The sequence below is a fragment of the Flavobacterium sp. genome (assembly GCF_043720215.1).
Lineage (GTDB): Bacteria > Bacteroidota > Bacteroidia > Flavobacteriales > Flavobacteriaceae > Flavobacterium.
The window spans coordinates 1-18,427 of the sequence record NZ_JAYSSZ010000299.1 but is presented as its reverse complement, the minus strand read 5'-3'; the positions used below and the strand labels follow the sequence as shown (position 1 = coordinate 18,427).

Sequence of the window (18,427 nt, the reverse complement as noted above, 5' to 3'; positions counted from 1 at the left end):
AAAAACTAATCGTAAAACCACTCGAAAAAGAAATAAAAAACATTACAGGTGTCGAGAAAATTACTTCAAGTTCATTTCAAGATTATGGAATGATTGTAGTAGAATTTGCAGATAAAGTTTCGGTAGAAGAAGCAAAAACCAAAGTAAAAGACAAAGTTGATGTGATAAAAGCCGATACCGATTGGCCAAATCTTGACAATGGAAGCAAAGTAGAACCAAATGTTTTCGAATTGAATATTTCGGAAGAAGTACCTATTTTGAACATCAATTTGCAAGGAAATTATACTACACAACAACTAAAAAAATACGGCGAATTGCTTCAAGATGATATCGAAGAAATCCCGGAAGTTAAAAAAGTTGATATTCTTGGTGTCGATGATAAAGAAGTAGAAATTGCTGTTGATATTTTCAAAATGACAGCAGCACAAGTATCTTTTGATGAAATTCAGAATGCAGTCAAATACGAAAACATGACGCTTTCTGGTGGAAATTTAATCTCTCAAGGTTCTAGAAATAACATCAGAATCGTTGGAGAAATTAAAGATCCTAAAGAACTAGAAAACGTAATTGTAAAATCTTACGGAGGAACGGTTTACTTAAAAGATATTGCTAAAGTAAGTTTTAAAGAAAAAGAAAAAACAACTTATGCTCGCGAAAAAGGAACCGAAGTTGTGATGCTTAACGTTAAAAAACGTTCAAATCAAAACATGATTTCTGCTATCGAGCAAGTAAAAGAAAAATTAGAAAAAGCAAAAGTACCTTATTTACCAAAAGATTTAAAATTAGAGCTTTCTAACGACCAATCTTCTCGAGTAGAACACCAAGTTGACGAATTGTCTAACCACATTATCTTCGGAATTGTATTGGTTATGATTGTCTTAATGTTTACGATGGGACTTAGAAACTCCTTATTTGTTGGAGCAGCGATTCCTTTATCAATGCTAATGGCATTTACCATACTTTCGGCATTTGGATTAACGCTAAACACGATGGTTCTTTTCGGATTAGTAATGGGATTAGGAATGCTAGTCGATGACGGAATTGTTGTCGTCGATAACGTATTTGCCAACATGAAAAAAGGAATGAATAGAGTTCAAGCTTCCAAAATTGGAATTGGAGAAATCGCTTGGCCTGTAATTTCATCGACAGCAACAACATTAATGGCGTTTTTACCATTTGCATTATGGCCAGGAACTATGGGGAAATTCATGAAATATTTTCCTATCACTTTAACAGTAACTTTATCAGCTTCATTATTCGTAGCAATGGTTGTAAATGCTGCTATGACTGGCGGATCTATGGATATTGAAGATAAAAATATATCTAGAAAAAGTCTGAAATTTTATACCAAAATATTTCTTACTCTTGCATTGGTTTTTGGATTATTTGGATATGTATTCAATGGAACTTTTCCATACTTTAAAATTATAATTTTTAGTATTACTTTTTCAAAAGCAATTTGCCATATTTCTTTAATTTCATTAGGCCTAATGTGGCTTTATCATTTGAAATTATACCAATGGACACAAGATTTCCAACATAGTTTTTTTCCAAGAATGGAAGAAAAATACAAAAGCTTTTTAGCTAAAATCCTTACAGGAAAAAGAGCTTGGATTGCTTTAGGAACTATTATTGGAATGTTGTTTTTCTCATTCATATTATTAGGAATTTTCCCGAGAAAAGTATTGTTTTTCCCTGATAATATTCCAAATCAGGCAATTACTTATATCGAATATCCGCAAGGAACAGATATTGAAAAAACCAATAAAGCTACTTTATTTGTTGAAAAACAAGTTATTTCAATTTTAAGTAAATATATTGATCCAACAACCAACAAAAATTACCTTGCAGAATCTATCGTTTCTCAAGTAGGAGTCGGTGCAGGAAATCCAAATACCGATGCGGGTTCAGCTTCAGAAACACCATACAAAGGAAAAGTAACTGTCAATTTTTCTGAATTCAAATTCAGAAAAGGAATTAATACTGCCGATATATTAGAAGAAATTCGTGGTAAAGTAAAAGCAATTGCTGGAGCAAAAGTTACGGTTGAAAAAGATGCCGCAGGACCACCAGCAGGTTACCCAATTAGTATTCAGCTAACAGGAATCGATTATGATGTAATGCTTAAAGAAGCGGACAAAATGATTGCTTTTATTAATGCAAAAAATATTCCTGGAATAGAACGTTTGAGTGTCGATGTAAACAAACAAAGTCCAGAGCTTGAAGTAAAAGTAGATAGAGTTAGCGCAGGAAGTTTAGGAGTTTCGACAGGACAATTGGGTTTCAATTTGCGTCGTTCAGTATATGGTCAAGAAATTTCTACTTACAAAGAAGGAGATGATGATTATAACATCACGATGCGTATGCAAGAAGACCAACGCAAGAACGAAAGTGTGTTGTTTAACCAATCGTTAACTTTCCGTAATCAGAATAACGGACAAATGATGCAAGTGCCAATTTCGGCTGTTTCTAAAACAGAGAAAACAACCACTTACAATCAGATTAAACGTAAAAATCAAAAACGAATCATGACGATTTATTCTAACGTCTTGACGGGTTATAATGGCGATGCGATTACAAAAAATATTGAAGATGATTTGAAAGATTATCAATTACCAAAAACGGTAACGTATTCGTTCTCTGGAGTTCAAGAAGAGCAAGGTAAAAACCAAAGTTTCTTACTTTATGCTTTATTTTTAGCCTTAGCAGGAATTACGATTATTATTGTATTGCAGTTTAATTCGGTTTCTAAAACAATGGTGATTTTGTTTACCGTTATACTAAGTTTTAGTGGTGTTTTCTACGGGTATGTGATTGCCAATATGGATTTTGTGATCCTAATGACCATGATGGGTATTATCTCACTCGCTGGTATTGTGGTAAAAAACGGAATTGTATTAATGGACTTCTTCGTACTTCTATTAGACAAAAAAGTTATAGATAACAAACTACAAAGTCACGACGATTTAACTCTTGAAGAAATAAAAGAAGTTATTATTGAAAGCGGAAAATCACGTTTGCGTCCAGTATTACTAACTGCTTTGACTGCTATTTTAGGATTAATCCCACTAGCAATAGGACTAAACTTTGATTTTTTCTCTTTAATCACCAATTTGAATCCTCATATTTTTATGGGTGGAGATAACGTAATTTTCTGGGGACCATTGGCTTGGACTATTATTTTCGGGTTAAGTTATGCAACAGTTTTAACACTTGTTATGGTTCCAGTAATGTTCTACCTAGTTAAGAGAACTAAATATTGGTTGCGTGACAGACGAAACGCAAATAAAGTTTCTGCTGAGATGTAATTTCATCGGACATAATAAACACTTAAGCGATTTTTTTAAAAAGAAATCGCTTTTTTGTTTTAAAATCGTTTACTTGTTATAAAAATTATTCGGAGATTGTCGATAAAGAATTAATAGAAGATGGTGTAAAATTATTAGAGAAAATTTTAATGATAAAATACTTTTTACAGAAATGGAAAGACGCTCTAAATATTGGGCGTAAAGATAATTTGCATTATTTAGAAAGACAGCGCATAGCAACGTTAAACGCAATTTCTATAATAATGATTTTAGGCAGTATTTTTATAACAATAGCTTACTGTTTGCTAAACTTCAACAAGCAATATATAGCTCTAATTATTCTGCCCGTACCAATTAGCGTTTTGTTTTTTAATTACAAAAAAAAGTACAAATTAGCTCGAAATCTTACTTTATTAGGAATCTTACTTGTGATTACAATTTGGGCTTTTTATACCAGAAGGACAGGTGCCCAATTACTTTATATTGCATTGGCGTGCGGTAGCGTTTCTATATTTCGAGAAAAAAAAATGGCATATATAACTATGATAGCTTGTTCTATATTATATTTTACTTACATATATTATGATTCTGTAACACCATTTATACCTAATGGCAAAGTAAATTATTTTATTATAAATGCCATATTAGCCTATACAACTGCTGGAACGGTGTTTTTCTTAGCCATGATAAATATTGATATTAGCTCGGCTATTTCGAAAAAATTAGATAAAAATTTCGAAAAACTAAACTCTTCGCTCGAAAGCCAAAAAGAAGCGGACGAAAAACTAAAATCTGCAAATAGTGAACTATCTGATTTTAATAAAAAACTGGATTTCTTGGTCAAAAAATCTAGCGAAGAATTGTATTCTTATCAGATGGCGATAAATGATAATTTGAGTTCGATTGTTACCGATTTTGACGGAAAAATTTTAAAAATAAACGATTTATATCTCGAAAAAACAGGCTACGAAAGAGAAGAACTTTTGGGAGAAAATATAAACATTTTGAAGTCAGATTATCACGGCCAAGAATTTTACGAAAATATAAATAAAACGATTATTTCGGGAAAAGTTTGGAGAGGAGAATCGAATATTAAAACAAAAAACGGAAGCGATTTCTGGATAGTATCTTCTATACTTCCGGTAAAAAATTCTAATGGAAACATCACCAAATTTCTTACTGTTTCATCAGATATTACAGATAAAAAAACCATTGAAGGAAAAGAAAAACTAGCAGTCGAAAAGCTATCGAAAAGCGAAAAAAGATTTAGTTTATTGCTAGAAAATCAAACCGATTTAATAACGATTACAGATAAGTACGGTAATAGAAAATATGCAAATAAAGCATTTTGTGATTTTTTCGGAAAAGACAAAGACTATTTTATAGGAACAAATTACAAGACACTAGATCCTAGTATAGTTGATGAATTTTATTTAAAATTATTTGATTCTATATCCTATGAAAATCCAAAAATAACCGTGGTTATCCTTAGAGTAAACTCACTAGGACAAAAACGATGGATAAAATGGGACGAAATCGCTTTTTTTGACACCAATAAAGAAGTCGTCGAAATACTATCAATAGGACATGATATTACAGAAATGAAAGAAAATGAATTTCAAAATGCCAATTATATTGCTCAATTTGAAGAATTAGCATTCAAAAATTCGCACCATTTCAGAAAACCATTAACTAATATTATTGGTGTTATTGATTTGATAGATGAAGATTCAAATCTGTTTGAAATAAACGAATTATTAGATATCATAAAAACCGAAATTAGCGATTTAGATTCTTCGTCGAAAGAATTGTCTAATTTTATAAACACGTATTCTAAAAACAACATACACCACCAAGAAGTTTTTAATATAGATTTTATAGATGCTAAATTAAAACACCTAAAATGGAAATATAAAATACGTCATTTCCTAGACGGAGAAGGAAGCTTAACCGAAAATCAAGCAGTTTCTCATTATCATTGTGATTTTGGAAAATGGTATTATAGCGAAGGAAAAGACAAATACGGCCATATAGAATCTGTGAAAAAATTAGAATTTCAACACGAAAAACTACACCTTTTAGTAACAGAAATTATAAACCTGAAAGCAAAAGGGGAAATACAAAAAGCTGAAAAAAAATATCAAGAACTGGTTGCAACATCAGATAAAATAGTTTTATTACTAGACGAATCGGAACAAATTATAAATAACGAAAACGCCTCAACTTATAGTTAAGGCGTTTTCTTTAGTTTGGTTTTTTGGTTTTAATTTTATAGAGGAAATATCATCTCGATTTCGAAGCTTCGTGAGAATCGACCACCTTTGTGGAGAATATCGGAGCGTTTCACTCTTTATTACATTTCTATCTTGTTAATTTTCAACGGTTTAATTATCTTAAAACTATACAATTATCTATTATTTGACACGATTTTGACATTAATAATACTTGCTGAACGCTTACGGGTAAAGGGTTTTTATTATATATTATGATTTTTCCCCACACCCCTTTTACTTTTTTATAAAAATTTGCAGGGAAACAGCAGAGCGGATTTAACCTAGTTGCTGGAATCCCTATATCTTTTATATATGTAATTTATTTTATTTTTTACAATATATAGTAAATAATAGAGAAACAGAGAAACAAAATATATAACCAACTAATAATCAATAAGTTAAAACAAATATTTTGTTTCTTTGTTGTTTCTATGTCTTTGTTTTGTTTCCTTACTTCAAGAAACAAAAAAACCAAATAACCATAAAAAAAACCAATTTTACAAATAAAACTGGTTTAAATTAAGCGAGAATTTTTATTTTTTACTAATTATTAAATCAATTTCATTTGAATTGTCCGTTTTTGCGTGATCTTGAATTATCGCTTGTATATTTCCTTTGTCAAAAACAATGGAATTTACTAGACCGCCATCTTCTTGTTTTTCTTCTTTTATTTCGGGTTCTGTTTTAAAAAACTCACTTACTTTTTTTACAATATCTAATTTCTTATTTTGTGCTTCTGTTTTATCGCTTCCGATATATATTGATATATCAAAATATGGACTTTCTCCATCTGTAACGTAAATACTAGACATTCCCTCTTGAAAATATAATTTTGAATAATAAATTTTTGAATCTTCGTCAACTCCTTGTTTATTACCTGTTAAATTAGAAAAATCATTAGGACAGTCTTTTATTATTTTGTCGAGTTTGTAACCAAATGAAATTGTGTCTGCAACAACTTCTTTTTTAGTTTCGGTTGTTCCAACCGTTCCCGAACCAGTAATTTTATCATAATTTGTCATTACACCTGTCGATAAAGCTACAATTCCTGCAATAATTGCGGTATATAAACCAGTTTTATCTTTTTTTTCTTCTGCCATAATTTTAATTTTTATCTTGAATATAAATTGCTGATAAATCAGACCAAACATTTCCATCGTTGCATTTTCTAAATGGTATTCTTAAAGTTTGCGCAACCGTATAGGCAACATCATTAATCCCGATATGAGTGTACGCTAAATCAATTTCATCATCGAAAGCGATTTTATAATGTAAATTTACACCTTGAACAACAACAATATAATTTTCTTCGGCACTACTCGACAAATCGGCAATTTTGTAATAAACGTTTCTTACAGCTATTATTTGCGGTTCTGCTCCAGTTGTTCCACTTTCGCAACAAGAACACCACACCACTACAATTTCTTGTTTTTTGATTAATTCTACCGCTTTTATAGCCTGTTCTTTTGTAATTATTTGCAACTGGTCTGCTTTACAGTAGCTTGAAAACATTACAAAAATTGCAACCAAAATAATTTTTTTCATAGTTATTTGTTTTTAGTTAATTATTACATAGCCATTTAGCTAATAGTTTTGTTACGTTTTTTTTCGTCCTCGCAATCTTCTAGTTTTCGCTCTACAAATTGTATTTTCTCTTTATAAAAATCTATCCTATCTTCTAGTTCTTTTATTTTTTGGTTGCAATTTTCGTTTTTGGTTGCAAGATTATAAGCTTCTTTCGGTTTGTTCACTACATTATTCGCTAATTCTCGCAACATATCACCTTTTCCAGTTAGCAACCATTCGGGGTTAATATCTTCAAATTCAATTAAAATATTTTCTAATTTATCACTCCCGATTGTTCCTTTATTTTTTAATTGAGTTGCAAAAGCACCATTAGAATAACCAATCTTTTTTTCAAAATTTTGATTTGTAATGCCTTTAAAATCAATGTATTGCTTAATTCTTAATGGTGAATTACTCATTTGTTAGAAAATAATTTAATTTTTATTTGGTAATTAGAAAATACTTTAATATATTTGCTTCAACAAAACATTATAAATGCATTATAAAACAATTATAAAAACGTTATGCAATATATAAAAAAAATGATTGCAACCAATAATAAAACTGGTTGCTAAACGATAAAATTATAATGCAAAACAAGTGCCAAATTTTAACATTTTTTGAAAAACTATGATACAATACAACACAATACAACAAGTACAATTTTTTTCTAGTTGCGATACTGCAACCAGTTTGTTAGAAACTCGCAACCAGTTAGAGTATATGCAAAACGTAGTAGTGTTGCGCTGGTTTGCTACAATTTGCAAATGACATTATTACTTATTGAGAACAAAATATAATGAATACAATACGCTTTTTTATTGAGGTGCTAGAGTTTTGGCAATTCAAGTTTAGAATATTTATCAAAACTAAAAAACTGGTTGTATGAGGTCGCCAAAAGAAAACCGAAGATACCATTTGCGCAGAAAATTAAGAAAACAAAAAGTACGGTTTTCGTCTGTTTTCAAAACAATTTTTTTTTCAGCAAACGAGGAACTAGATAACGCAACGGTTCTCGAATTACAACAAAATTACAATTACACAATACAATTTATCATACCCCATGAATAAAGTAAAAATACAGGAAGTTTTAGGAAAACACTATTCTAAACCCATTATAAAACATTTGGTTGGTTTGGGGTTTTCTTCTCCTAGTGGCGGAACGTTTACACCGCAAATCATACAAAACATAGTCGATGGGCGAACCGCAAACATCGATATTATGGAAGCAATAACCGCCTTTGTGGTTGCAACAGAAAAAAAACTAGAAAGATTAAAAAACGCCCTAAAATAATAGTTATGTACATATTCAACCTCCAAAAACTAAAAGAATATAAAGAACATATTTTGCACTCGCAGGAATTACTAAACATTTCAGATATTTTTTCGCCAATTGAAAAAGTAAGGATAAATGTTTGTTATAATATTTTATCCGAAATAGTTACCGATAAAATCAAACAAATGGAGGTTGCAACCAAAAACGCAACTAATTTGACGGTTTCAGATTATAACCAGTTGTAATATGGAATCGAAAAGTAAAATTTTTGATTTAGAATTGTTTTACGAAAAAACCAATGACGGTTTATTGTTTTGGGAGCAGGAATTTAGCACCGAAAAAACAAAAAAAACCGCCAAAGGTTTTAGTTTCGATAATGGTTCTAGCAACGTAACAAAATCCAGCAAAGGAAAATATTTATTTACAAATTTTAAAGAAAATAGTAAGGGAATCGATGTTGTGGCATACGTGATAAACCGTGATGCAACCGATTTTATAGGTGCGTGCAATACTTTGTTTGCGCAATTTCAACTAGACACAACCAGTGTTGCAAAACCGATGCATTTGCCTACAAAAAACTGGTTAGACACCACCGACGAAGTAGGAAAATACGAAATAGAATATTTACCAGCAACCAAAAATACAAATGTTTTTGCTCCGTTTTTGACTGAAAAAATTTGCAACCAGTATGATTTTTTTGAAGTAGAAAAATATTCTACCGTTCGCAAAATTAAAGACACAGAAAAAACCACTTTGTTAGAAGTAGTCGCAACCGAAAACTATCCAATATTCGGTTACAAAAACAAAGATTTTGTAAAGATTTACGAGCCAAAAGCTATCAAAAATAAAGACGGTTACAGTAGTAAGCATCATTTTTTAGGCACAAAACCGCCACGTCACATTTACGGATATGAAAACCTAAAACGCATTGCAAATTCAAAAAAACCAGTTGCAAACGATGAATTTTCAATAGTTGACGACAGCGACGATGCAGAACCCGAATTACTGGAATATGTATTTATTGCAACAGGCGGAAGCGATGCGCTAAATATTGCTAGTTTGGGCTACGATGTTATTTGGTACAATTCCGAAACTGAAATAATTTCAGAATACGAACTAAATTTTTTATTCGAGGTTGCAAAAAATATTATTTACGTTCCCGATTTAGACAAAACAGGAATAAAACAAGCCGTGGAAATGGGTTTAATGAGTAAAAAACATTTGAAAATAAAAATGCTTTTTCCTCCGCAAGAATTACAACAACGTGGTAAAAAAGATATTGCGGACTGGGTTCGTGAGCAAAAAAACGAAACGCTGGCGAGTGTAAAATATAAATTTTCGGAACTATTGCAACAAGCCAAAGAGTTTGAGTTTTGGGATTACAACCCGAAACGTGCCGTTTACCAAGTAAACAATGTGCGATTAATAAATTTTTTGCACTACAACGGTTTTTATGTTTATGATATTCCGCAAATGGATAATAAAAGCAAAAGAGCCATTAGCGAAAAAATATTTTTGAAAATAGAAAAAAACGTAATTACAAAAACCGAACCAGCCGATGTAAAAATGTTTGTAGTCAACTGGTTGCAAAAAATGTTGTTACCATTGCAAATACAAGAAATGCTCACAAAATCGATATTTTTTGGCGATAATTCGGGCGTAAAACTATTGCCAAGAACCGAACTAAACACGATAAAAACTACCGAAAAAAGCCAAATGTATTTTTATCAAAACACGATAATTAATGTTACAACGGATAAAGTAGAGAAAATACCATACAGCAAAAACGATATTCAAATTTGGAAAAAAAACATTATACCTCGCAACTATTTAGAAAAACCAACTGCAACCAAAATAACAACCAACGACGAGGGAGTTTTTGATATTGAAATTATTAATACCGATAGTAAATATCTACGGTTATTAATAAACACCAGCCGTTTTTATTGGCTTAAAGATGCAGACGAAAACCAAATAGATAAAAACCAGTTTCAAATAACATCAACCAATCTAACCGAAGCCGAAAATACGCACCAAAAACAAGAACTAATAAACAAAATGTATTGTTTGGGTCATTTGGCACACGAACACAAAATAAAGCAAAAATCTTATTTTGTTTTGGGTACAGACCACGCAATCGGAAAATCGATAACGGATAATAAAGGAGGTTCGGGAAAATCTGTAATTGTAAACGGGTTGTATTCATTAGTTCCTAACCATTTGGAGCGTAACGGTAGAGAATTAAACAAAGATACAGAGCGTTTTAAATACACAGATGTTGACGACGAGGTAAGGTTATTGCATTTTGACGAAATGAATATGCACTTTGATTTATCGAAATTTTTTACAGATATAACAGCCGATGTAACGTGCAACTGGAAAGGTGGTAAAATGGTTTATGTGCCGTTCGAGTTTTTTACAAAAATTGCCGTAACAATGAACGCCGTGCCTAAAGATTTATCGGACAGTTTCAACCGTCGTATGTTAAACTTTGAATGTTCTAGTTATTACCATAACAAAAACGATGATTTTTTATTTTCTCGTAGCGTTGCGGACAGTTTCGACGGTCAAACTCTTTGGGATAAAAACTATAAAATAGATGATTGGTTGCTCGATGATAATTTTTTGATTGAGTGCTTACAATTTTATTTGGCACACGACAAAAAGCCAACCGTTGACGGTCAGAATTTAATTTACAGAAGTGCAAGGCAAGAAATTCGTGATGCTGGATTTAATTTTTTTACAGATTTTTTTCACAATTTCCGCAACCCTAGTGCCGATGTAGATGTTATAGAAAACATATCGTACATAGAAAAATCGACAAAAATACAATGGATAAACAAGGCTTTAATCTATGAAATTTATAAAAAAGAACTCGAAAACGATGCGAAAAAACCGACGGACTTTAAACGAGATATTGAAACTTTTTGCAACAAAATTTTAGGCACACCAATAAAAGCATTTGCCAAGAAAAAAGAAAACGGACACGGCAAAACGGTAGAGCATTTTTGTTTTGAACCAGTTACAACCGATACAGAAAAACCAGTTGCAACCCAAAATGACGACGATTTATTTAGCCCACAAGAAAATAAAGAAGAACCCAAAACGGATTTACCATTTTAAATAATCGATTTATGGAAAGATATGTAATGATGAAATTAAGAACCGCCAATAAAGAAGATTTTGCAGATGTGAACGGAAACAAAAGGCTAGGAGTTTTGTTTTTCCAGCAAAATAGCATAGGAGTTATAGAGCAAAAACCCTGTTATTTTTCTGAAAATACCGAAATGATAAATTTTAAAGAACTATACGCAAATGAGCAAATATTTGTACCAGTAAATCCTAATGAAGTAATAATAAATAACTAGAAACTAAATAATATGAATCAATTGTACGAAATAAACATTACAAAATTATTAAATGAAACTATCGGAGTAAAACACGTTTTCAGATATTTTGTTTTAGCAAGTTCCAAAACGGAAGCTCTTAAAAAAGTTGATATTAATAATAGCATAGATGTTTTAATAAAAAGAATTTGTAACGAATCGAAAATTATTAAATAAGATGATAAAGAAAATTTTTAGAAAACTAGCCAGCGTTTATTTTTATGTAGGTGTAAATATTATCAGACTGCCCGAAATTCACATACACAAACCAAGCCTAATAAAAAGAATACACGTAAAATACAAACCAGTTGCAACCACTTTAAAAAATTGATAATATGAAACAAAATTTAAAAATTTTACCGTCCGAACCAAGCAGAAAAGACATTTGCCGTATGTATGGGCGACAATTGTCCGAAAAAGTAATCCTAGACAACATAAACAGTCTTATCGAGGATTTGAAAGAAAGAAAACCAAAATTAATTATTACCCCAAAATCATTACCTAGAATTGTTTGGCTAGAATTTTTAGACTTATTTGGTTTTCCTGCAAATTATGAAACTAGATTCGAGTGGATTGAAGAATTAAAAGTAATAAACAAATAGGCGCTAACACTTTGATTGTCGCAACCCAATAACCTACCAACTAACTGAAAACCAATATACAATATGGAGATTATATCAGTTAAATTTTCAGTTTTTTGGCAGGTAAAAACCGCATCTTATTATAAGATAACAAAATGCAAAAAAATTATAAACACGAGAACTGGCAAAATATTAATACAAAGAGTAAAAGGAGGTGCAATTGGTTGGTACATTAACAAAGGATTTATTAAGCGTTCCGAGATAAACAACCACATAGAGAAAATACCAATAAAAATATATTGTCCGTTTTAAACCAGTTCCTCAACTGGTTTTTTTTCGGTTATACATATCATTTGTAGTCATTTAACACGATTTTAAAACAGTTTAAAGGATTTTAAACCACTTCACACAACGCTTAAAACACACCGTTCGCATCTTTGCTTTATCGAAAGAGAAAAAAGAATAAAAAAAGCGAAGTATATGAGTGATTTTGACACAACACTTCACAGAAAAATAAAAAACGGTCTTGAATTTAATGTTTTATTTCCAGTTGTAGGCAATTCGCAAACAAATTTAGGCGTGGGCGATACGCACCACAGCACAAAGCAAATGAAAGCAATGGTACAAAAATATTACACACAATGTAATAAGGTTGCGCCATATTTAAAAAAAGCTAGCCTAAAAGAAACAACACAAGCTGTATATGATTTTTTGTACAATCATATACAATACAAACAGGATAATGCACTACAACAACTACGAACGCCCGCAAACAGCTGGAGGAATAGAGTTCTAGGAATTGATTGTAAGAGTTACAGTATTTTCGCTAGTTGCATACTTACTTCGCTGAATATCAAGCACTACATAAGGCAAATAAAACAACCAAATTTCAAACCGCATTTGTACACACACGTTTACGTGGTTGTACCGTTTAACCAACAAACAGGAAGCCTAGACGATGGGAGTTATGTCATAGATGCAACCGTAAGTAACAATCGAGAGCCGATTTACATAAAAAAAGAGGATTTATTTATGAGTACACAACTACCACACGTAGGACTTAATGGAGCGAAGAAAAAAGCTACAAGAAAACCCACAAAGAAAAAACCAGTTGCAACCAAAAGAAAAAAAGCAGTTGCAAGAAAGAAAAAAATAGGATTGGGTACAACAGTACTTGGTTTAGGTGCATTGGCTGGAATAATTGCATTAGTAAAATAAAGGAATTATGATAGAAATAGGACTAAACGGAGGATTAAACAGAGGTTTTTTTAAAAAAATAAGTTTAAGAAATTTTGTAAAGCTAAACAAGGCAATGATTGCTCCGCATACTTTAATTAACAAAAAAGACCGTAAAAAGGGATTTGGTTTAATTAAAAAAGTAACCCAAGTAGGGTTCGCTCCGCATACGTTATTAAGAAAAAAAACAAGACAGCAATTGGTTAAGGGAACATTTGCACCTCGCACATTATTAAGAAATATACAATAATATGATAGATGTAGGATATTCCGAATACTCGGACGGTTTAGGCTTCGGGCTAAACAAAAAAGCAAAAAAAAACGGTGGTAAAGGCACTAAATTAGGGAGATTTCTTCGCAAAAATGTAAACCTACAAAACACCATTAAAGCGACTTCGTTAGTTGCAAGTTTCGTTCCAGTAGTGGGCGGAGTTGCAAGTAAAGGTTTAAATCTAGTTTCAAAACTAGGGGCGGTTGGGCGTTTAGGGACTAAAGCATTAGCATTATCAAAAACCCAATTAGGGCAACTGGTAATGAGTAAGGCAAAAGCAGGTTTAAAACTTTCACCACAAGAAACGCAAGTAGCAACAAGTATAGTTGTAGCAAACGAAACCGACCCAAACACACCAAATGTATTAACACAAGCGGAACTTAATGTAATTGCTCCACAAGTAACGCAGGCGGTTGCGCCTATGTTTCAACCAGCACAACAAGAATTTCAAGACGAACCGCAAGGCGATGTTGTGCCAGTAAAAATTTCAGATAAAAATGAGATTACAACGCCAACGCCATTACAAACAGAACCAAAAAATAACACAATGCTTTACGTGGGAGTCGGAGTAGTGTTATTAGGATTAGGAACTTACGCATTAACCCACAAAAATAAATAAAAATGAATAAAGAATTAGTAATGATTGGCGGAGGTGTAACAGGTGGTGCATTATCCAACGGAATAGCAGGATTATTTCCAACAACTACAAATCCAATGCTTGTAAATGCAGGTATGGCATTAGCGACAGGATTTGGAATTACAAAAATTACAGGAACAGACGGAAAAAGTCAGTTTTTGAGAAGTATGCTAATTGGCGCAACTATTATTCGAGGAATCGGATTTGTAAAAAATGTTTTTGAAAAAGCAGGCATTGCATCAAAATTATCAGCCCCAACAAAAGTAAATCAATTCTTATTGGGTGCAACTGGTTTAGGTTGTCCTCACGACGGATTGGCAGGAACTTTCAGAGGCGCAGACGGTCAGCTTTACGAGTACGACGAAAGCGGTTTAGCAGGTACGTTTATGGACGAAGACGGAAATATTCACGAAATCGCAGACGGTTTAAACGCTGTTTATGTTGATGAAGACGGAAATGTAGTTGACGGATTGAACGGTTACGAAGAAGACGCAGGATTGTTTGGTTATGACGACGACGAAGACGGATTATACGGTGTAGAAGAAAAAGAAAGATTGTTTTAAACAATTTAAAAATATAACCCTTAAATAAATAGGAAAGATGAATACTAGATTACAAAAAAGAAGTGGTGCGGTTGCGCAACTAAAAGAAAGAGGATTGTTGAACACTGGAGGGCGTATAAACGACACTAATAAATACATTACGGTAGATGTTTCGGGAGCTTCGGGAACATTTTACGTAATGGATAGCAATACTAAAAAATTAGTAGGTGTTACAAATTTCGACGGTAACAAGCTTAACGCTGGTCGCCATATCGTAATAGATGCGTTAAAAATAGAAAAAGCAACAGCAGGTACAACGCCAGCAGGGGCTTCTTTTATAGGAGATACAACTTTACCAAAAGAGTTGTCTAACTGTGAGTTTAGAGTAGTTCAAAAAGGATTAGTTCCTATCGATTTTCCAGTAAACGAATTGAATCAGCCAACGGCTAACCAAAAAAGCACGGCATACAGAGATGTTTCTACATTACCAGTATTGGTAGCAAACGAAGAAATTTCAATGGAAATTCAGTTCCCAGTAGGAGTTACCGCTCCAGCAGGGACGATAATTAAAGTTTCTTTTGATTGTCATCAGATTAAAATTGAAAACTAGGAATTAACTAGCTTATAAATATTAAAAGGCTCTCCAATAGTAGTGAGAGCCTTTTTTTTAAAAATTTATTGATATGGATTTTAAAATAGAAACCGTAATGGTTAAAGTTCCTTCGGGTGCAAATATTGGTTCAAAATCTTTTACACTTCCTAACGGTTTTTTATTGGGCGTAAATGCTATGAAACAATCGCAAGAAGAAAGCGGAGTTTTTCTTAATGTAGGAATAAAAGATGATGGCGGTTCGTCAATCAATAAAGTTTCCGATTTAAGAATATGGCAACCAAGAATGGGCGGAGCGTTTCACGATAGCTATATACCACTAGGAGAAGAAACAAAAGGACTAACCCATATTTTTGAGGTATCCGTTTCAAATACTGGGGCTTTGCCAACAGTAGATACTTATGTACAATTTGTATTGTACTACAAAAAAGAAAACAAAGATTGTAAATTATAAAGATGCAAAAAACTGTCCTTTTAAGCCGTATGATTACGGACGATGATACTATAACATTAGAAAATGTTACTTCTTTACGTGTAATTGTTTCCGAACAAAATACGCAAAGAGTGGTAATAAATGATATTCCAGTATTAGAACGTACCGAAGATATTTTACAGGCAGACGGAACAATATGCGATAGTTTGGAATTAGTAATAAAATTTCAAAACGCATTAATCCCAACAGGAAGTCCAGTAAGTCAGATTTGGATTCAATACCGAAAATTAAAAAAAGATTGCTAGTTATGAAAGGGGAATTAGTTAACGAAATAATAAACAAAATTGATACAGATAAGCGGTTTTTGCTGTCTGTTTTCGATTTACAAAGCGGATTGTATTTGTATAAATACTATCCTGCAACAAAGATTTTAGAGGAATTTGAATCGGGTGTAAATTTTTTCGAGCATTTATACGCATCGGGACACAAACACTTAAATTTAAGTTCTTACAGAAAAAACGGCACAGGTAAACTAAATGATGGCGAACCGATAACCGTAAATTTTTCGGAAGAAACCGAAACGCAACCAGTTGCACAACCAGTACAACAAACACAACCAATACCAATGATGCCACAAATGAATAACGATATGTTTTCGGGTTTTGGATTAAACGGAGTGCAGGTAATGGATTTATTTGTACAAAAAAATGAAGCAGAGCGATTAAGAACCGAAAATTCGGAACTGAAAACTAAAAATATAGTTTTAGAGAGCGAAAATAAACGTTTGCAAGAAACTGAATTATCTAATAAGTACGATTGGGAAAAAGAAAAATCTAAAAGGGACGGCAATCACGGACTAATAAAAGATTGTATAGGTAGTTTACCTATGATAATGGCACATTTGAAAGAGCAAAACAGCGGTTTAAACGCATCACAAGAAGTAAATTATGGCAGTCCTACAAAAAATGATTTTGCCGAAAAACTAAAAATGATTGATGACAATACGCTTACTATTTTAAGTAGTATTCATAACGCATCAGCCACAAATGTAAATTTTGCTAACGAATTGGTTGAATTATTAAAAAAACACGGATTATGGGAGTAGAAACCGAAATACAAATAAAGATTAAAACCGCTAACCCATTTGAAGCACGGGCAAAAATGGAGCATATAAAGTTTTTATCTAGCCTAGATACTGATATTTTAGAAAAATTGGTAAAACTAGGAAAAAACAACAACGCAATACAACAACTAAAAAACAATTTCTCGATGATAGAAAGCTTTTTAGGATAAAAAAATCATTCGTGAAAAAGTAGGGCTAGACACTCCCTTTAGTTTAGCCTTACACACGAATAAATAAAAATTAAAATGAAACAAGGATTATCTAACCCAGCATTAGTAACATTGTTAAGCACACCGCAAGGACAAAAAGCATTAGCAAAAACAGGTCAAGCGACTGGCAGGGCGTTAGATTTAGGTTTTACAATCCTAAAAATCGGGATTTTTTCATTAGCAGGATATATAATTTATAGAAAAGTTACGGGAGCATTTTCTAAAGTTTCGGAAGATTCAAATTATCGTCCAGCAAATGTTACAATCGTTTCGGCAAAACAAAGAGCCGAGAATATTTTTAACGCAATGTATGGCGTGAAAAACGATTTTAACAAAGTTAGTCAAAACCTATCAGGTTTAAATCATAACGGATTTATTCGTGTTTATAATGAGTTTGGAAGTCGTAGAGGTGCAGATTTTAAAAAACTAAATCTTACAGAGTGGCTATACGACCAGTTTAACGCCACGCAAATAGCACAGCTAAAATTTATAACAAACAATTCTTTTTAAAATGAAAAAATCAACAAAAATAATAGGTGCAACGCTTTTAGCTGTAACTGGTTTGGGTTTGTTTTTTCTGAATAAAAGCAAAAAAAACAATCCAAACGGAGGTTATTTAGATGATGTCGAAAACAATTCGGTACTATTTAATCCAAAAGCAACCGCAGATACTTTATACGAAGCAATGAAAAACACAGGCAAAAGCTTGTTTAATTCGGCTGGTTTTTCGCTTGGTACGCAAAGGGACATAATTTTTGAAGTACTTACTACAATTTCTCCTAATCAATTTAATTCGGTTGTAAAAGCATTTGGGTTAAAAGCATATAATAAATATACAGGAGGGCAAATATTTCCAATATGGTCAACCCCTACAAAATACGGTTTAAAAACTTGGTTAAAAGAGGAATTACCACCAAAAGACTACGCAATTTTAAAAACCAAATACCCAAAAAATTTATAGAATGAAAAAATTAGA

At 32.2% G+C, this 18,427-nt stretch carries 24 protein-coding genes; 21 read left to right on the top strand and 3 right to left on the bottom strand.

Annotated features, from left to right (window positions below; all coding sequences use genetic code 11):
- Both ACHZC3_RS13050 and ACHZC3_RS13045 read left to right on the top strand, forming a co-directional pair.
- The coding region (locus ACHZC3_RS13050) for an efflux RND transporter permease subunit (RefSeq protein WP_394760319.1) at positions 1-3,308 on the top strand (3,308 nt) is incomplete at its 5' end.
- A 149-nt stretch (positions 3,309-3,457) separates the two neighbouring features.
- A complete protein-coding gene (locus ACHZC3_RS13045; protein ID WP_394760318.1) occupies positions 3,458-5,542 on the top strand; it encodes a PAS domain S-box protein in 2,085 nt (694 codons plus the stop codon).
- Positions 5,543-6,114: 572 nt separating this feature from the next.
- Here ACHZC3_RS13045 and ACHZC3_RS13040 read toward each other — a convergent pair.
- The 3 genes from ACHZC3_RS13040 to ACHZC3_RS13030 are packed head-to-tail and all read right to left on the bottom strand — an operon-like array spanning position 6,115 to position 7,566.
- Positions 6,115-6,681, bottom strand: coding sequence for a hypothetical protein (locus ACHZC3_RS13040; RefSeq protein WP_394760317.1), 567 nt, complete (start codon positions 6,679-6,681; stop codon positions 6,115-6,117).
- 4 nt (positions 6,682-6,685) lie between these two features.
- Complete coding sequence (locus ACHZC3_RS13035; protein ID WP_394760316.1) at positions 6,686-7,126, bottom strand: hypothetical protein; 441 nt, start codon at positions 7,124-7,126, stop codon at positions 6,686-6,688.
- Between the two features lie 35 nt (positions 7,127-7,161).
- The gene (locus tag ACHZC3_RS13030; RefSeq protein WP_394760315.1) at positions 7,162-7,566 is read right to left on the bottom strand and encodes a hypothetical protein; all 405 of its coding nucleotides are present in this window, start codon (positions 7,564-7,566) and stop codon (positions 7,162-7,164) included.
- A 211-nt stretch (positions 7,567-7,777) separates the two neighbouring features.
- Between ACHZC3_RS13030 and ACHZC3_RS13025 the strand changes: the two genes are divergently transcribed.
- The 19 genes from ACHZC3_RS13025 (at position 7,778) to ACHZC3_RS12935 (ending at position 18,412) form a co-directional block, all read left to right on the top strand.
- On the top strand, positions 7,778-7,918 hold the full coding sequence (locus ACHZC3_RS13025; RefSeq protein WP_394760314.1) for a hypothetical protein: 141 nt from the start codon (positions 7,778-7,780) through the stop codon (positions 7,916-7,918).
- Positions 7,919-8,210: 292 nt separating this feature from the next.
- Entirely contained in the window at positions 8,211-8,441 is a 231-nt protein-coding gene (locus tag ACHZC3_RS13020) for a hypothetical protein (RefSeq protein WP_394760313.1), read from the top strand.
- Positions 8,442-8,446: 5 nt separating this feature from the next.
- The gene (locus tag ACHZC3_RS13015) at positions 8,447-8,668 is read left to right on the top strand and encodes a hypothetical protein (RefSeq protein ID WP_394760312.1); all 222 of its coding nucleotides are present in this window, start codon (positions 8,447-8,449) and stop codon (positions 8,666-8,668) included.
- Between the two features lies 1 nt (position 8,669).
- Positions 8,670-11,546 (top strand): hypothetical protein, encoded by a 2,877-nt coding sequence (locus ACHZC3_RS13010; RefSeq protein WP_394760310.1) that lies wholly within the window; start codon positions 8,670-8,672, stop codon positions 11,544-11,546.
- Positions 11,547-11,557: 11 nt separating this feature from the next.
- The gene (locus ACHZC3_RS13005) at positions 11,558-11,791 is read left to right on the top strand and encodes a hypothetical protein (protein WP_394760309.1); all 234 of its coding nucleotides are present in this window, start codon (positions 11,558-11,560) and stop codon (positions 11,789-11,791) included.
- 12 nt (positions 11,792-11,803) lie between these two features.
- Positions 11,804-11,986, top strand: coding sequence for a hypothetical protein (locus ACHZC3_RS13000; RefSeq protein WP_394760308.1), 183 nt, complete (start codon positions 11,804-11,806; stop codon positions 11,984-11,986).
- A 1-nt stretch (position 11,987) separates the two neighbouring features.
- Positions 11,988-12,140 (top strand): hypothetical protein, encoded by a 153-nt coding sequence (locus ACHZC3_RS12995; RefSeq protein WP_394760307.1) that lies wholly within the window; start codon positions 11,988-11,990, stop codon positions 12,138-12,140.
- Between the two features lie 4 nt (positions 12,141-12,144).
- Complete coding sequence (locus tag ACHZC3_RS12990) at positions 12,145-12,411, top strand: hypothetical protein (protein WP_394760306.1); 267 nt, start codon at positions 12,145-12,147, stop codon at positions 12,409-12,411.
- A gap of 459 nt (positions 12,412-12,870) precedes the next feature.
- A complete protein-coding gene (locus tag ACHZC3_RS12985) occupies positions 12,871-13,608 on the top strand; it encodes a transglutaminase-like domain-containing protein (RefSeq protein ID WP_394760305.1) in 738 nt (245 codons plus the stop codon).
- A gap of 7 nt (positions 13,609-13,615) precedes the next feature.
- Positions 13,616-13,876 carry a hypothetical protein gene (locus ACHZC3_RS12980; RefSeq protein WP_394760304.1) on the top strand — a complete coding sequence of 87 codons (261 nt, stop codon included), beginning with the start codon at positions 13,616-13,618 and terminating at the stop codon, positions 13,874-13,876.
- Between the two features lies 1 nt (position 13,877).
- Positions 13,878-14,516: a hypothetical protein gene (locus tag ACHZC3_RS12975; RefSeq protein ID WP_394760302.1), complete on the top strand. Its 639-nt coding sequence runs from the start codon at positions 13,878-13,880 to the stop codon at positions 14,514-14,516.
- Positions 14,517-14,518: 2 nt separating this feature from the next.
- Positions 14,519-15,097: a hypothetical protein gene (locus tag ACHZC3_RS12970; RefSeq protein ID WP_394760301.1), complete on the top strand. Its 579-nt coding sequence runs from the start codon at positions 14,519-14,521 to the stop codon at positions 15,095-15,097.
- A gap of 37 nt (positions 15,098-15,134) precedes the next feature.
- On the top strand, positions 15,135-15,686 hold the full coding sequence (locus ACHZC3_RS12965; protein WP_394760300.1) for a hypothetical protein: 552 nt from the start codon (positions 15,135-15,137) through the stop codon (positions 15,684-15,686).
- Positions 15,687-15,759: 73 nt separating this feature from the next.
- Positions 15,760-16,140: a hypothetical protein gene (locus ACHZC3_RS12960; RefSeq protein ID WP_394760299.1), complete on the top strand. Its 381-nt coding sequence runs from the start codon at positions 15,760-15,762 to the stop codon at positions 16,138-16,140.
- A 2-nt stretch (positions 16,141-16,142) separates the two neighbouring features.
- Entirely contained in the window at positions 16,143-16,424 is a 282-nt protein-coding gene (locus ACHZC3_RS12955) for a hypothetical protein (RefSeq protein ID WP_394760298.1), read from the top strand.
- Positions 16,425-16,426: 2 nt separating this feature from the next.
- A complete protein-coding gene (locus tag ACHZC3_RS12950) occupies positions 16,427-17,224 on the top strand; it encodes a hypothetical protein (RefSeq protein ID WP_394760297.1) in 798 nt (265 codons plus the stop codon).
- A complete protein-coding gene (locus tag ACHZC3_RS12945; protein WP_394760296.1) occupies positions 17,215-17,412 on the top strand; it encodes a hypothetical protein in 198 nt (65 codons plus the stop codon). The genes ACHZC3_RS12950 and ACHZC3_RS12945 overlap by 10 nt, the downstream gene beginning before the upstream one ends.
- Before the next feature lie 75 nt (positions 17,413-17,487).
- A complete protein-coding gene (locus ACHZC3_RS12940; RefSeq protein ID WP_394760295.1) occupies positions 17,488-17,961 on the top strand; it encodes a hypothetical protein in 474 nt (157 codons plus the stop codon).
- Position 17,962: 1 nt separating this feature from the next.
- Complete coding sequence (locus ACHZC3_RS12935) at positions 17,963-18,412, top strand: hypothetical protein (protein WP_394760293.1); 450 nt, start codon at positions 17,963-17,965, stop codon at positions 18,410-18,412.
- Positions 18,413-18,427: the final 15 nt, after the last annotated feature.

What these genes read in the sequence shown, in the direction of transcription:
- ACHZC3_RS13045 (WP_394760318.1), top strand. Translation starts at nt 3,458, where the DNA reads ATGATAAAATACTTTTTACAGAAATGGAAAGACGCTCTAAATATTGGG.
- ACHZC3_RS13040 (WP_394760317.1), bottom strand. Translation starts at nt 6,681, where the DNA reads ATGGCAGAAGAAAAAAAAGATAAAACTGGTTTATATACCGCAATTATT.
- ACHZC3_RS13035 (WP_394760316.1), bottom strand. Translation starts at nt 7,126, where the DNA reads ATGAAAAAAATTATTTTGGTTGCAATTTTTGTAATGTTTTCAAGCTAC.
- ACHZC3_RS13030 (WP_394760315.1), bottom strand. Translation starts at nt 7,566, where the DNA reads ATGAGTAATTCACCATTAAGAATTAAGCAATACATTGATTTTAAAGGC.
- ACHZC3_RS13025 (WP_394760314.1), top strand. Translation starts at nt 7,778, where the DNA reads ATGATACAATACAACACAATACAACAAGTACAATTTTTTTCTAGTTGC.
- ACHZC3_RS13020 (WP_394760313.1), top strand. Translation starts at nt 8,211, where the DNA reads ATGAATAAAGTAAAAATACAGGAAGTTTTAGGAAAACACTATTCTAAA.
- ACHZC3_RS13015 (WP_394760312.1), top strand. Translation starts at nt 8,447, where the DNA reads ATGTACATATTCAACCTCCAAAAACTAAAAGAATATAAAGAACATATT.
- ACHZC3_RS13010 (WP_394760310.1), top strand. Translation starts at nt 8,670, where the DNA reads ATGGAATCGAAAAGTAAAATTTTTGATTTAGAATTGTTTTACGAAAAA.
- ACHZC3_RS13005 (WP_394760309.1), top strand. Translation starts at nt 11,558, where the DNA reads ATGGAAAGATATGTAATGATGAAATTAAGAACCGCCAATAAAGAAGAT.
- ACHZC3_RS13000 (WP_394760308.1), top strand. Translation starts at nt 11,804, where the DNA reads ATGAATCAATTGTACGAAATAAACATTACAAAATTATTAAATGAAACT.
- ACHZC3_RS12995 (WP_394760307.1), top strand. Translation starts at nt 11,988, where the DNA reads ATGATAAAGAAAATTTTTAGAAAACTAGCCAGCGTTTATTTTTATGTA.
- ACHZC3_RS12990 (WP_394760306.1), top strand. Translation starts at nt 12,145, where the DNA reads ATGAAACAAAATTTAAAAATTTTACCGTCCGAACCAAGCAGAAAAGAC.
- ACHZC3_RS12985 (WP_394760305.1), top strand. Translation starts at nt 12,871, where the DNA reads ATGAGTGATTTTGACACAACACTTCACAGAAAAATAAAAAACGGTCTT.
- ACHZC3_RS12980 (WP_394760304.1), top strand. Translation starts at nt 13,616, where the DNA reads ATGATAGAAATAGGACTAAACGGAGGATTAAACAGAGGTTTTTTTAAA.
- ACHZC3_RS12975 (WP_394760302.1), top strand. Translation starts at nt 13,878, where the DNA reads ATGATAGATGTAGGATATTCCGAATACTCGGACGGTTTAGGCTTCGGG.
- ACHZC3_RS12970 (WP_394760301.1), top strand. Translation starts at nt 14,519, where the DNA reads ATGAATAAAGAATTAGTAATGATTGGCGGAGGTGTAACAGGTGGTGCA.
- ACHZC3_RS12965 (WP_394760300.1), top strand. Translation starts at nt 15,135, where the DNA reads ATGAATACTAGATTACAAAAAAGAAGTGGTGCGGTTGCGCAACTAAAA.
- ACHZC3_RS12960 (WP_394760299.1), top strand. Translation starts at nt 15,760, where the DNA reads ATGGATTTTAAAATAGAAACCGTAATGGTTAAAGTTCCTTCGGGTGCA.
- ACHZC3_RS12955 (WP_394760298.1), top strand. Translation starts at nt 16,143, where the DNA reads ATGCAAAAAACTGTCCTTTTAAGCCGTATGATTACGGACGATGATACT.
- ACHZC3_RS12950 (WP_394760297.1), top strand. Translation starts at nt 16,427, where the DNA reads ATGAAAGGGGAATTAGTTAACGAAATAATAAACAAAATTGATACAGAT.
- ACHZC3_RS12945 (WP_394760296.1), top strand. Translation starts at nt 17,215, where the DNA reads ATGGGAGTAGAAACCGAAATACAAATAAAGATTAAAACCGCTAACCCA.
- ACHZC3_RS12940 (WP_394760295.1), top strand. Translation starts at nt 17,488, where the DNA reads ATGAAACAAGGATTATCTAACCCAGCATTAGTAACATTGTTAAGCACA.
- ACHZC3_RS12935 (WP_394760293.1), top strand. Translation starts at nt 17,963, where the DNA reads ATGAAAAAATCAACAAAAATAATAGGTGCAACGCTTTTAGCTGTAACT.